The following is a 14,290-nucleotide window of genomic DNA, read 5'->3' as shown; positions in this document are numbered from 1 at the left end:
TAAATAGGCTGGATTAATTTGAAGGTACTATGAAATGCATAGACTGTGTTTCCACTTTTAGCGGCTCGTTTAATTTGTTTGGGCTGAAAATGTGTGTGCTAATTTATAAAGCTGTAATGAGACGTTTGCCGTGATCTTGGATGAACATTTGGTAGTTGAGCGACTAAACCCTAGGGACTGTTGACCTTTGGTGGTTGAATTTTGTTCAAATTAAACGCATTTTGAACGCGGCGTCCCCTGCGTCGCTTAATGAGTTAAGCAAGCAGGGTGCAACAAAGTTCAGGATGCGTTTAAATGAACCCCAAGGGCAGTATCTGAGAGGAATTTATCCAGCGTTAAACGTTCTTTGTGGAGAATACTACACGGCACAACGTTTGCCTTGCCTAAATCCCTCTCAGATTTCTGCAAAACTAATCACAAAAGGTCAACAGTCCCTAGGGGAGGGATACCTGTTTTTTAAATTCATATCGCCTGCACAGATTCTCCTGATTATAAATAGAATCGTCGTGCAGGCTGGTTTTTTTAGGTCGACAATTTGGTTCTTGCCGTTTTATCAATAGCTATGAGTCACGATGCCAAGCAAATAGCGCGGCCATGATCATGAATTTCAACTAGACATTGATGTAAGCATTGTGTGGCGCTTTGGTAGTCATCATGGTGCACGATAAACTGAATATCGACTTCTCTTGGTGACTGATGGACTGCTTTGATGGCTATGTTGTTACGGGTAAGGCTGGCTGTGGTTCGGGCGAGGATCCCAGTGGCCTGTAAATCCGAGCCAATAGCGCAAACTAATGCCACTTTTTGTTGATTGATCAGAGCTTCTGGATATTCCTGCTCGATGACGTTGGTTAATCGTTTGAGTTGTTTAAGACTACCTTGTAGATAGTGCGTGATCGTGTTGGCATTCGAGTCTTTAGCTATAAAGGTCATATTAAACCGGTCGATTAAATTTAATAGAGAGCGTTCATAGTGTAGTTGGTTACCGGTCATGTTTTGATCGAAAACTTCAAAGCTATACAGAGCATTGCAACCGGCGATAATTTCGGCACAGGGTTTATCACTGATATAGTCATTGGTGATTAAAGTGCCTGGATGTTCGGGTTCAAAGGTATTTTTCACCCGCAATGGAATATCGCTTTGGCGTAGCCCTTTGGCGGCCATTGGATGGATGGCTTCGACACCCAAATTTGCCAGTTGGTCGGCGACATCATAGTTGGTCCGACCAATCGGAACCGCTTTGTTGTTTCCCACAAGTTTCGGATCGGCACTACTTAAATGGTACTCTTTATGGATAATCGCTTCGCAGGCGTTAAAATAAACGGCAATGCGGCTAAATGTCATCTCACTATAACCTCGGTCAAAGGTTGACATCAGACCTTTTTGGGTTTGTGCATAACCGGTTACAATGGCTAGCTCTTTAGCAAAATCCACCGTTTTAAATGCGGATTCAATGCGACCATCGAGGTCTTCGGCACTACCGTCTTGCCAACCAGTGAGATCAACAAATCGAGCATTGATGCCATCGCGCTTGAGTAATTCCACCAGATTCCAGGCACTGTGAGACTCACCTAAACTAGCTAACATTTCCCGCACATTTGCTAAATGCTCAGCAAGTGAAAAGTGGCCATTGCGACATAGATTTACAAGGTCTAACAAACAACTCTTGGCCCGGTTTAACCGTTTACTGATAAATGCATTTGCCCTAGCAAGCCGATGCTCATCAAAGATAAATAATTGTCGGTTAATCGCATGCATCTGTTGCTCAAGGTTTTTTAACGCTTTTTGCCAATTCTCATCGTCATTTTGTTGGCCATTGGCAAAGAGCGCGTAGATTCCAGGTTGACCGCTTTTTTTATACTCTAATAGTTGATCAGTGATGCCAGCATAAGCTGAAACAACAATAATGCGGTGGTACGGAGGCTGATGATGAGCAGCACATATAATATTGTCACGTACGCTCTCGTATTGACTCATGGACGTTCCGCCAATTTTTTCAACGCATAGCTGTTGGCTGTTTCGCACAATGGATCTCCATCGTTATTTACAGAATGAGTGGTTTTTAAACAGGCGATAAAATTTATGCGAGTGTATCGCCTGTTTGGGGGTTAGGGGGTTAACTCTCAAGAGGCGCACTCTCTAGACGATAAGAGCCATCTTTATCGTGTACTTCACTGCCGGTGACCGGTGGATTGAAGACGCAGGCGAGTTTTAACTCCTCGAATGCCCTGAGCATATGCCTATCATGCTGATCGAGAATATACAGTGTGCCTGGTTCGATTGGATAAACGTCCCCTTGTTCAAGGCTTTCTATTTCGCCTTTACCACTGATGCAATAAACTGATTCGAAATGATTTTTATAATGCAGGTAAAAGTCTTTTCCCTGATAAATCGTCGTGATATGAAACGAAAACCCCGTATTATCATCTTTTAACTGCATTCGGGTGCTTTCCCAATTACCATCGGGAGAGATAATGCGACGCTCGGTTTGTTCACACTGGGATAAAGTTCGTACAATCATCAGATTTCCTCTTGGTTGGATATATGAATGCATCTGAAAGCTGGCCGAAAATCACAATGATGATCAGCCAGTTCAAGCTGAATTAGCTTGCAATGTCGTAGTCAAGATATTGTTTTTGTTCAGGGATCTGGTCGATTTTGACAAGGACTTCCCGCATGGCTTGTTCGAGAATATCAAGCCCCTTATTGAGTGATTCAGTACTGATTGTTAGAGGGCATAGACATTTGAGCACTTCACTGTCGGCCCCACTGGTTTCAATGATGAGTCCTTTGGTAAAGGCATTTTGACTGATTTTACTGGCCAACTCGCCTGTGACACAGCTGATGCCCTGAAACATACCGCGACCTTTGGCTTTAAACTGCCCCTCACCATAGTGCTCAGCTAGTTTTTCCAGTCGGTTTTTGATCAGATGACTTTTGTATTGGATATTCTGAGCTAATCGATCATCTTGCCAGTAGCTGTCAATTGCGGCCTTAGCCGTCACAAAAGCGATGTTATTACCGCGGAAGGTGCCGTTATGCTCAGCTGGAGACCATTGATCTAAGTCTGGACGCAATAACAGTAAGGCTAAAGGCAGTCCATATCCAGAGATTGATTTGGACAAGGTCACCATATCAGGTTTAATACCCGCGCCTTCAAAGCTGAAAAATGTTCCTGTACGGCCACATCCTGCTTGGATGTCATCGACAATTAAAAGTATGTCATGGCGATGGCACAGTGTTTCTAGCGATCTGAGCCAGTCAAAGCTTGCGGCATTAATTCCCCCTTCGCCTTGTACGGTTTCAACAATGACCGCTGCGGGTAGGTCAACGCCGCTGCTGGCGTCATTCAACACTTTTTCCAGATATTGGGTAGTATCGATGCCATCTCCCATATAACCATCGAATGGCATTCGAGTATTCCCCGAGAGCGAAACGCCGGAGGCTTGACGATGGTGGCTATTGCCAGTGGCACTGAGAGCGCCAAGCGTGACGCCATGGAAACCATTGGTGAACGATATAATATTATTTCGTCCAGTGACTTTACGGGCTAATTTGATGGCTGCTTCGACTGTATTGGTTCCAGTGGGACCGGTAAACTGCAACCGATATTCAAGAGCACGGGGTTGCAGGATATGCTGATTAAAGCTTTCTAGGAATGCTTCTTTAGCATGAGTATGCATGTCCAGACCATGAGTGATCCCATCCTCTTGGATATATTCAAGCAATGCTTTTTTAAAAATGTCGTTATTGTGTCCGTAGTTCAATGTGCCAGCACCACTTAAAAAATCCAGATAAGCGCGCCCTTGTTCATCAAATAAATATTCATCCTTCGCTCTGTGAAAAACGCAGGGAAATGAACGTGCATAACTTTGTACGGATGATTCAAGTTCGTCAAAAATCGTCATGAAGACTCCTTTCGTATAATTGAAATAAGTGATGGGGGAATAATGAGTGATGTAAATTAGTTCAGTGGCCCAATGACAATGAGCGCTTCGCTCGGATGTTCTTGGTTAAAGTGGTGGTCTTTATCCATATATGGTTGTTCATTCATCATTGTGTTGTTGGCTTTGGCAAAAGATGCAAAAAGGGCGCGAGAGGGGGCATTATCTTGAGTAATGGTTGTATGTATAAAGACAGGCTTAACCTGAGCAATCAGTGCATGGAGCATTCGTTTGGCAATCTGTTGCGAACGCATTTTTTGACTGACTGCAACTTGCCATATAAATAATGTGTTCGGTTGTTGAGGAAGGTTATAGCCACTAATAAAACCGACCAGTTGCTCGGCGTGATAAGCACCAATCGAAGTGTCTGCAAAGTGGCTGCATTGTAAAAGATTGCAGTAGCTAGAATTCGTATCAAGTGGTGGAGAATTTTTAATCAGCTGATTAACTGCATACCCGTCAGCCATTGTAGGTTTTTTAAACACGACGTCGTCGAGCATTTGAAAATTCCTCTGCTGTAATTATTTGAGGGCTATCGATTATTTTATGTCATAAAAATAATTTAAATCATTATGTTAGAAATAAAATAACGATGTAATCCACCCTTTAATGTTTAGATTGCTAAATATAGTAGACTAAACATTTATAATGTCTAGTCATAATCCGAAATAAGTAGCTATTTTTATATTTTTTGATTTTTAAGTGATTTTAGTCACATTTTTTGGTGTTTTACTTGGTTTTCATTTTTGTTTTTGTTATCAAGATGTCAGGTTTTTCTAGTTGGATTGGTTAGTGCTTTAACTAAAAGGGCTGCTCTTTAAATGGTGGAAATGACCTAAAATTAAAGGCAATGGTATGGCTTAAACACTAAGGTCGATAGGTAAGAATACTAGCTGATCTTGAATTGGCTGAGGTGGCTATGAGCCTTGAAAAATGTCTTCGGTTACATCAATTGTAAGAAGGGGGGCTGTATCGACAAAAATGATCGGAAGTTTTACAGCCTAAATTATACGATGTTTAAAACTGAATCACGGATGATCAATTCACCTTCAATTAACTGATTCGCTTTTGTATCTGTTGGGGCAATTAATTGTAAAATTCCTTGTTCAACCATTTGCTGGATTGGGACGTTTATAGTGGTAAGGGCAGGATAGATATATTGACTAAATGGACTATTATCAATACCTGATATAGACACGTCTTCTGGAACCCGAAGGTTAGCTTCTCGCAGTGCTTTCATTGCACCACTGGCCATATCATCGTTCCCAGCCACGATCATCGAGAATGTTACATCCCGACTTAATAGCTCTTGCACTGCATCATAACCACTTTGCAATGACCAGTCTCCAGAGACGACGCGCTTTGGCTCTAACTGAATCTGGTTGGCGACTAACTTATCGCAATAGGCTTGATAGCGCTGCTGACCACTGGAAGAGTGTTCGCGTCCTTTAATAAATGCAATCTGGCGATGCCCTTGGGCAATGACATAATCCATCATCAACTCAGTGCTGTGATAGTGATCCATGAATACACACTGTTGTCTACATTCGGCTAGTTCACGATTAATGACAATAATCGGGGTGCTACTGGCAGTAATGATCTTAGAGAGTTCTTGGGCACTTAAGTATTCGGGGTAGATCAAAATCCCGGCACAGCGTATATCTAACAAGTAATCAATGGCTTGGCGTTCATCGTTTGCACTGTGTTTCCCATCAGCCAATATCAACTGATGTTGATATTTTTCACTGAATGAGGCCGCTGCATAAACCAGAGAGGAAAAATAAGGCCCGTTATACAACCCATTGGTCATCACCAGACCAATCAGGTTAGTTTTTTGCGTGGCCATCTGTCTGGCTAGCAGATTTGGGCGATATCCAGTCTCTTTAATTGCATGGAACACCTGTTTTTTGACTGCATCACTGACAATATTTTTGCCATTAAGAACTCGAGAAACAGTGGCTTTTGAAACTCCTGCTTTTTTTGCGACATCAAGCATTGTTACCATAATTATGTCCAACTTTATGACCAAAGCCGGGACCGCTCCCGGCTAACGGTTTATTACATTAAAGTTTGCTACCGTTTGAGGCAATCACGTTTTTATACCAGTAAAATGATTTTTTACGTGAACGATTCAGTGTTCCCGTACCGTCATCGTGTTTATCAACATAGATAAACCCATAACGCTTACGCATTTCACCGGTTGTAAACGATACTAAATCGATACAACCCCAAGGGGTATATCCCATCAACTCAACCCCATCGAGTGAAACCGCTTTTTCCATCTGTTCAATATGGGCTTTAAGGTAATTAATGCGATAATCATCCTCGCAGTAACCGTTCTCATCAACTTCATCGAGTGCCCCTAAGCCATTTTCAACGATAAACATTGGTACTTCATAGCGTTCCCAAAGCGATGCTAAAGTATAACGTAGTCCTACAGGGTCAATCTGCCAGCCCCAGTCGCTCGCTTTAACATACGGATTTTTAACAGAGTATTCACTACTGCCATCCATCAGTCCAGCATTGGTCGTTTTGGCATCGGCTTTAATGGTATTCGACATATAGTAGCTAAAACCCAGATAGTCGGCTTTACCTTCGGCCAAAATGGATTCATCACCTTCGGCAAATTGGATATTGTAGCCTTTTTGTTGCCACTCTTTTTTGGCATAGCTCGGATAATGCCCTTTTACCATCACATCAGAGAAGTAGTAACGATCACGCATTGCTACCTGAGAAAGCATCACATCATCAGGATTTGATGAATAGGGATAATAGGGGACCATGGCACACATACATCCGACTAGCAGGTTAGGGTTTAGTGCATGTGCTTTTTTCACCACTGTTGCTGCGGCTACAAATTGATGGTGAACGGCCTGATACATTGCCTCTTCGGGCCTTTCTTTACTCGGAAATTTTACCCCTGAGCAGAGCCAGCCAAAAATGTCAGTTGCCACGTTTTTCTGATTATTAATCTCGTTGAAAGTCATCCAGTATTTTACTTTGTGCTGATAATGCTCGATCACGGTCATGGCAAATTTAACAAAATAATCCAACACGGTGCGACTCATCCAGCCATCATATTTATTAGCTAGATGCAAAGGCATTTCAAAGTGACTTAAAGTCACCACCGGTTCGATACCATATTTTAAAAGCTCATCGAACAGGGCATCATAAAATTCCAGGCCTGCCTCATTTGGAACTTCTTCATCCCCATTGGGAAAGATCCGCGTCCATGCAATACTCGTCCGGAAACATTTGAACCCCATCTCGGCGAACAGTTTCACATCGTCTTTATAATGATGGTAAAAATCAATCGCTTCATGATTTGGGTATGATTCACTGGGCAAAATGCCATCGGTAATTTTACGCTGTTGTCCATAGGCCCCAGCCGTTACGACATCAACAACACTGATACCTTTACCGCCCTGATCCCAGCCTCCTTCTAGCTGATGTGCTGCAACTGCACCCCCCCAGAGAAAGTTATCAGGTAATGTATTAGGCATATTAAACTCCTTAAATTAACAAGCGATATGTAAAATGGGTTGACCGAGTGCAATGGTTTCATCATGTTCCAAGAGCGCTACCTTATATTGGTCATTATTGATGACTAATATTGGTGTTGTAATGTCGTAACCGGCGGCAAGTACATCATCTATTTCAAATAAGATGAGGTCGTCTCCTGCTTTAACTTTTTGACCTTCCTTAACTACCGCCTGGAAATGTTGGCCGTTTAAATTTACTGTATCTAGGCCAATATGAATCAACAGTTCGGCACCGTTGGCGAGGGTTAATCCAACGGCATGTTGTGACTCGATCACTGAAGATATTTCGGCATCGTAGGGGGCTTGAATGACACCGGTGCTTGGAATAATCGCAATACCATCACCTAACATTTTTTGCGAAAAAATTTCATCATTTACTTTTTCTAATGGAATGAATTCGCCAGCCACAGGGCTGAGTAGTGTCGCTCCTTCTTGAGTTGCACCGAGCACGGGTGAAGCGTCTGAAGCGTCGCTTGCAGAGCCATTTTTTGCCTCATCGGTTGCATTGTCTTCAATCGGGTCATCAAAACCCACCCAGAACACCAGAATAAAGGTCACAATAATGCAGACCGCGGCACCAGCGACTTCGCCAATAAATGATGACGGATTCTCAGAACTGATAGCATTAACCATGGTTAAAATACCGGGTAGTCCCGCGTAAATGTAATAGTAAGAACCAAATAGGCTGGTCACAATGGCGCCAATACTTCCGCCGATGCAACCACAGATAAACGGTTTTTTTAGCCGCAGAGTGACCCCATAAATCGCCGGTTCGGTAATCCCGAAAATTCCGGTGACGCCAGCCGAAAAGCCAGTGGTTTTGAGCTCAGTATTTTTGCTGCGAATGGCACAAGCAAAAGCGGCGGCCATTTGGCCGATGACTGCGATGGTTTGGAAAGCTTGGAAAGAGTCGTGGCCGTAAACTTGGAAGTTAGCTAAGACGACAGGCGTGATCCCCCAGTGAACGCCAAAGATCACAATGATTTGCCAAACTCCGCCAATTACCGCGGCAGCCAGAGGTGGAAATAGATCGTATAACCAGTTATAACCATGGGCGATCCACCCGGCAGCATCTGTCGTTACTGGCCCAATAATGACTAGTGTCAACGGAACCATAATGACGACACAGATCAGTGGAGAAAATAGCGCAGTTACGACATCTGGTAAAATTCTACAAGCGAAGCGTTCAACATAGGAAAGTGCCCAAACTAAGAAGATTGGCGGTAGCACCGATGCGTTGTAGACTGTTTTAGCTAACGGCAATCCGGCAAAGGAAATGTTACTACCACTGGCTATTTGTGCGGCCATTTTTGCCCATTCTGGATTAATCAACGCGCAGCAACAGAACACCGCTATAAACGGATTGCATTTGAAGTGTTTAGCGGCGGTAAATCCGATAAAGACAGGCAGGAAAGTAAATGGCGTCCAGGAGATAAAGTTCAGGATGCCAAAGGCTCCTGTTGTAGTAAATGAAGGGAAGGCTAACTTGGCTAAAATTAAACCGCCTTGTAAGATCCCCGCAGCAGCCAGCACATAGATGATTGGGGCAAAAATTGCGGCCATTGCCGAAATCACCGAATCTAGGATCCCTTGCTTAGGGGACTCTGCATTAGCCATTAAACTGGCATCGACCATCCCAGTTAATGTTTGAAACACATCACCTACATGGGTCCCTATAACCACCTGAAACTGGCCAGCTCCAAGTACCACTGTAATGACCCCGGGCAGTTGTTTCACATGCTCGACTGCATGTTCTGGTATTTCTTTCAGGACTAACCGCAGACGTGTTGCACAGCGGTTAATACTCACTAAGTTATCTTCGCCACCGACTTCACGAAGAATATCGTGAGCAAGTTTTGAGTAATCTCTTACCTTGGCCATGAATTCCCTCATCACTGTTATGACTTCTTTGAAACCGGTTTCAATGTGCGATATGATGTTCGTCTCTGCAACCGGTTTCAGAGTAACTTGTGCGGCAGATCGAAAAACGCTCTTCAGTTTTTACCAAAGCTCGTAGCTGCTTCACACAAATCTGATAGCAATGATATTTAGTCATCATTGAAAGACGTGATTCTCTAAGGGGTTATTGCTATTTATTTGGCTTTGCGGCGATTAAATATCGGTTTTTATCTCACCACTGACTTTATTTAAAACGACTGAGGATCAAGCCGGGAAACATCCGCAAGTCTATGGAGATTGAATTAATCTTGGTGGGCTTTAAAATAATAAAATCTATTGATAATTGGAAAATTTATGACTCAGCAAGTCATCGATAAATTGGCTTGGATCGCTTTGCATCAACGCCGCTTTCTCGCTGTTCGTTCTTATGGCAAAGAGCTTTTTTACCTTCCCGGTGGAAAACGTGAAGCAGGAGAGACGGATCAGCAGGCATTAATTCGAGAGATCCATGAAGAGTTGTCTATTCATTTAGAGCCATCTTCATTACGTCCGGCAGGAGTGTTTCGTGCGCAAGCTGACGGCAAAGCCATTGGGGTAGAGGTTCAGCTTACCTGTTATTGGGCAACAGCTGATAATCAACAGCCACAAGCAAGTGCTGAGATTGAACAGTTCGAATGGCTTAACAGTGATTCATCTGATCAATGTTCAGTAGCCGCGGTAAAAGTTTTAGAGTGGTTAATTGAGCAAGATTTAGTTGATTAACTACAAAGGCGGATAGATTGAACAATTATCCGCCTTTGGTGTATCGTCGATTACAGTGCTTTTTCGATAGTACTGGTGATTCGTTGGTCGGTTGGCTCAATATCGGGTGCAAATCGACCAATGACTTGGCCATCGGTACTGAGTAAAAACTTCTCAAAATTCCAAGTTATATCGCTCTCATTTTCCACACCTAGCCCTTTGTCTTTCAGGCGTTTTTCAAAGCTCATGTCAGGATTACGTAAAGTGTCAGGCTTGGCGGCAATTAAGGCTTGGTAGAGTGGATGGCGGTCAGCGCCGTTAACGGATATCTTCTCGGCCATTGGAAAATCCACGCCATAAGTAGCACTACAGAAAGTTGCAATTTCACTATTGCTTCCTGGTTCTTGGCTGGCAAAGTTATTAGCTGGAAAGCCCAGAACAACCAGTCCTTTGTCTTTATATTGGTGGTAGAGTTCAACAAGTTGCTCATATTGAGGTGTTAGACCACATTTTGACGCCACGTTCACAATTAATACCACGGAGCCAGAGAACTCCTCTAGCGAAGTGGGGGTACCATCAAGCTTGTTAAAAGGGATTTGTGTTATCGATTGACTCATCATAGCCTCTTTTCGTTATGTCTAACATGACAGTCTTTCACGCTAACACTTTAAGGTTGAATGTAAAGGTATTTGAGGATTATATGACGCTTCATGAGGGCGTTAATAAAATGTTAATTTATGTAAATATGTTGTTCTTGACTGGATCTTTTGATAAGAGTATTTTACAGCTCGAATAGTAATTGCAGTAATGTTGTTGATAATCAATTCATAAGTTAGCTATCTGGTCGAAGATAGCCTCCCATAGCGAATTCTTTTTTATCTTTGGCTAATAACCATTCAGAAAATCAGCTAACATAAATATACAAGGTGATAACATTATGATAACGCAAAATATCGCGTCAGGGGTCAGTTGTATCTATCGACAACGCTGCAGTATCAAAGATGATGAATATTTAATGCAGCTGGAAGGTGATGACGTAGCAGTAGAAGAGCCACTGCAAATTAGTTTGCAGTGGTTTGATCCAGCGCTGAATGATGTTTGTCATCGTGAATGGAGCCTTACTATGCGTACGCCGGGTAACGATATAGCTCTGGTCCGTGGGTTACTTTTGACCCAACAAGTCATCACCTGTTTAGATGATGTTGACTCTATCACTGTGTTCGATAGTGAGCAGCGCCATAGTCACAATCATCTGTTAGTCAGTTTAAAAAAAGGGATTGAACCGGACTGGGAGTTGCTTGCGCGTAGTTATGTTAGTCAGTCTAGTTGCGGGATCTGTGGAATGACATCGATGCGGTCACTGTGTTTAAAACGACCCGTATCAATTGATGAAGCCGCCGGATGGTTAGCTCCCGAAGCTGTTCTGCAAATGCCGCAACAGTTACGTAATCAGCAACAGTTATTTGCTCGGACTGGTGCTGTGCATGGTGCTGGATTCTGGTCTGGTGAAGGAGTTGTTCAAATTGCTGAGGATGTTGGTCGTCACAATGCGCTTGATAAATTGATTGGGCAAATATATGACCAGGATCTTTGGCAGCCGCAGAGTGTTTTGGTACTCAGCGGCAGAGTTAGTTTTGAATTGGTACAAAAGGCTATGTTGGCATCGATTCCCGTGATTGTCGCGGTTGGAGCGCCTTCGACTTTAGCTGTTGATATGGCCAAACAATTTAATATGACTCTAATCGGATTTACCAAAGCACGCCAGTTTAATGTATATCACGGCCATTGGCGATTAGCGCTAGATGCCGAACGATGAGATTTAAGAGATGAGTCACAAAGAGTATCAAGGTCCCGCGGGTGGTTGGGGGGCGTTAAAAGCAACGACTACCCATTTGTTGAAAAGTCAGAATGTTGCGAAAAATATTAGCAATTTGCTGCGTACCAACCAAGATCACGGTTTCGACTGTCCTGGTTGTGCTTGGGGAGAAAAAGGTGTCCCGGGACGTTTTCGATTCTGTGAAAACGGTGCTAAGGCAGTGAACTGGGAAGCAACAACGCGGCGTGTTGGTGAAGAATTTTTTGCCCAGTATCCAGTCAGCTGGTTAAACCAACAAACTGATTATTTTCTTGAGTTTCAGGGGCGTTTGGCTGAGCCGGTTCGTTATAATAGTGTTACTGATCATTATGAGCCAATTAGTTGGGACGATGCTTTTAAACTGATTGCGACTAAATTAAAAGAGCTGGATTCACCGAATCAGGCTGAATTTTATACCTCGGGGCGTGCCAGCAATGAGGCGGCGTTTCTCTACCAGTTATTGGCGCGTTGCTACGGCACCAATAACTTTCCGGATTGCTCTAATATGTGTCACGAAGCAACCAGTGTGGCTTTGGCTAAGACGATTGGGATTGGTAAAGGAACCGTTCGCATTGAAGATTTTGAACAAGCTGATGCGATTTTCCTGTTTGGCCAAAATCCAGGGACCAATCATCCGAGGATGCTCGAGACATTAAGTCATGCGACGAAACGCGGTGCTCGCGTTGTTGCTTTTAATAACTTAAAAGAGCGCGGACTGGAGCGCTTTGCTAACCCACAGCATCCAGTTGAACTGTTAACTTATAGCTCAACACCCACAACCAGCGATTATTTTACGCCCAAACTAGGTGGCGATATGGCGGCTGTTCGCGGCATGGTTAAACTGTTTAATGAACGCCATAAAAAAGCTGTTGCTCAGGGCAGCTCTTTGTTTGATTTAGAATTTATTGCTCAACAGACTCAAGGTATGGATGCGTATTTAGCGCTGGTGGAGCAAACATCTTGGGAGCAAATTACTGAACAATCTGGTTTGAGTTATGAACAGATTGTTCGGGCTGCTAACATTTATCAGAATGCTGAACGGGTAATTGTTACCTGGGCAATGGGAGTGACTCAGCATAAGCACTCCGTTGCAACCATCCACGAACTAGTAAATTTGCAGCTATTATTTGGTCAGATTGGTAAACCTGGCGCAGGGCTATGTCCGGTCCGTGGACATTCAAATGTACAAGGCGACCGTACGGTTGGAATTAACGAATCGCCAGCTGAGTCATTTTTGGCCCGATTTGATGAAGTATTTGATATTTCTGCACCTCGGGAGCACGGACATAATGTTGTCCAAGCAATGCAAGCATTGTGTAATGCTCAGAGTAAAGTCTTTATTGGCTTAGGTGGTAATATTGTTGCGGCTGTCCCTGATACGCAAAGGGTTGCCGATGCGATGCGCGGCGCAGAACTAACGGTTAATATTGCGACTAAATTAAACCGTTCACATGTGAATCCAGGTAAAGAATCTATTATTTTGCCATGTCTAGGTCGTACCGATATCGATATGCAAGTTGCTGGCCCGCAAAAAGTTACTGTTGAAGATTCATTCTCTATGGTTCATGCCTCATCCGGTCGGGTCGATGTTTCAGGTGAACAGATGCGTTCTGAACCAGCAATTATTGCTGGTATAGCCAAAGCACTACTCGGAGCTACCCATCCTGTTGATTGGCAAGCTCTAGTCGATAATTATGATCGCATCCGCGATTTAATTGAAGCGGTGATCCCTGGATTTGAGAACTTTAATGGCCGTTTAGATCAGCCCGGGGGTTTTTATTTGGGCAATTCTGCGAGTGATTTAAACTGGAAAACAGCCAGTGGAAAAGCACTGATGTGTGCTGATCCTTTGCCGGAAGCCATAACCCCTGTAACGGCTATAGAAAGATCTAAAGCGCCAGTATTTATTATGCAAACGTTGCGTTCACACGATCAATACAATACGACTGTGTATGGTTATGATGACCGTTATCGTGGTATTTTTGGCGAACGTAAAATTGTCTTTATGAATCCGCAAGATATGGATAAGCTCAATTTAACTGAAGGTGATTTGATTGATGTTCAAACACTCTGGACTGACAATCAAAAGCGCCAAATCACTGGGTTTAAAGTGATTCCGTATCAGATCCCACAAGGGAATCTAGCGGCGTATTTTCCTGAAGCGAATGCGCTGATTCCATTATCAAGCTATGGGGATGAAAGTTTTACTCCGACTTCTAAGTCGATAGCCGTTTTAGTGCGCTTACATCAACAAGATACGCAAGAGTTGCTAGTGAAAAGCTAAATGCATGAGCACAGGAGTATGGTAT

The 14,290-nt window shown here is 43.4% G+C and carries 11 protein-coding genes; 3 read left to right on the top strand and 8 right to left on the bottom strand.

The genetic code is table 11. The annotated features are described in order from the left end of the window. Positions 1-567 precede the first annotated feature (567 nt). The 7 genes from EV690_RS09525 to EV690_RS09495 all read right to left on the bottom strand — a co-directional run bounded on the left by EV690_RS09525 (position 568) and on the right by EV690_RS09495 (position 9,367). Positions 568-2,025, bottom strand: coding sequence for an aspartate kinase (locus EV690_RS09525; protein WP_224055016.1), 1,458 nt, complete (start codon positions 2,023-2,025; stop codon positions 568-570). 91 nt (positions 2,026-2,116) lie between these two features. Continuing rightward, positions 2,117-2,521 carry an ectoine synthase gene (locus EV690_RS09520; protein WP_131912783.1) on the bottom strand — a complete coding sequence of 135 codons (405 nt, stop codon included), beginning with the start codon at positions 2,519-2,521 and terminating at the stop codon, positions 2,117-2,119. Positions 2,522-2,603: 82 nt separating this feature from the next. Then, the gene (ectB, locus tag EV690_RS09515) at positions 2,604-3,908 is read right to left on the bottom strand and encodes a diaminobutyrate--2-oxoglutarate transaminase (RefSeq protein ID WP_131912782.1); all 1,305 of its coding nucleotides are present in this window, start codon (positions 3,906-3,908) and stop codon (positions 2,604-2,606) included. A gap of 56 nt (positions 3,909-3,964) precedes the next feature. Further along, entirely contained in the window at positions 3,965-4,444 is a 480-nt protein-coding gene (gene ectA, locus EV690_RS09510) for a diaminobutyrate acetyltransferase (RefSeq protein WP_131912781.1), read from the bottom strand. Between the two features lie 506 nt (positions 4,445-4,950). Then, complete coding sequence (locus tag EV690_RS09505) at positions 4,951-5,949, bottom strand: LacI family DNA-binding transcriptional regulator (RefSeq protein ID WP_131912780.1); 999 nt, start codon at positions 5,947-5,949, stop codon at positions 4,951-4,953. A 58-nt stretch (positions 5,950-6,007) separates the two neighbouring features. Beyond that, positions 6,008-7,447 (bottom strand): 6-phospho-beta-glucosidase, encoded by a 1,440-nt coding sequence (locus tag EV690_RS09500; protein ID WP_131912779.1) that lies wholly within the window; start codon positions 7,445-7,447, stop codon positions 6,008-6,010. 15 nt (positions 7,448-7,462) lie between these two features. Beyond that, positions 7,463-9,367 carry a glucose PTS transporter subunit IIA gene (locus EV690_RS09495; protein ID WP_131912778.1) on the bottom strand — a complete coding sequence of 635 codons (1,905 nt, stop codon included), beginning with the start codon at positions 9,365-9,367 and terminating at the stop codon, positions 7,463-7,465. A gap of 372 nt (positions 9,368-9,739) precedes the next feature. On the opposite strand from EV690_RS09495, the gene EV690_RS09490 reads away from it, so the two are divergent. Then, positions 9,740-10,147, top strand: a complete 408-nt coding sequence (locus tag EV690_RS09490; RefSeq protein WP_131912777.1) for an NUDIX hydrolase — start codon at positions 9,740-9,742, stop codon at positions 10,145-10,147. Positions 10,148-10,197: 50 nt separating this feature from the next. Here EV690_RS09490 and EV690_RS09485 read toward each other — a convergent pair whose 3' ends face one another. Continuing rightward, complete coding sequence (locus EV690_RS09485) at positions 10,198-10,743, bottom strand: glutathione peroxidase (RefSeq protein WP_131912776.1); 546 nt, start codon at positions 10,741-10,743, stop codon at positions 10,198-10,200. Positions 10,744-11,063: 320 nt separating this feature from the next. On the opposite strand from EV690_RS09485, the gene EV690_RS09480 reads away from it, so the two are divergent. Both EV690_RS09480 and EV690_RS09475 read left to right on the top strand, forming a co-directional pair. Further along, the gene (locus EV690_RS09480) at positions 11,064-11,942 is read left to right on the top strand and encodes a formate dehydrogenase accessory sulfurtransferase FdhD (RefSeq protein WP_131912775.1); all 879 of its coding nucleotides are present in this window, start codon (positions 11,064-11,066) and stop codon (positions 11,940-11,942) included. 10 nt (positions 11,943-11,952) lie between these two features. Next, on the top strand, positions 11,953-14,265 hold the full coding sequence (locus tag EV690_RS09475) for an FdhF/YdeP family oxidoreductase (protein WP_131912774.1): 2,313 nt from the start codon (positions 11,953-11,955) through the stop codon (positions 14,263-14,265). Positions 14,266-14,290: the final 25 nt, after the last annotated feature.

It is taken from the genome of Celerinatantimonas diazotrophica (assembly GCF_004339545.1).
Taxonomy (GTDB): Bacteria; Pseudomonadota; Gammaproteobacteria; order Enterobacterales; family Celerinatantimonadaceae; genus Celerinatantimonas; species Celerinatantimonas diazotrophica.
This window is presented reverse-complemented; position numbering and strand designations above follow the sequence as displayed.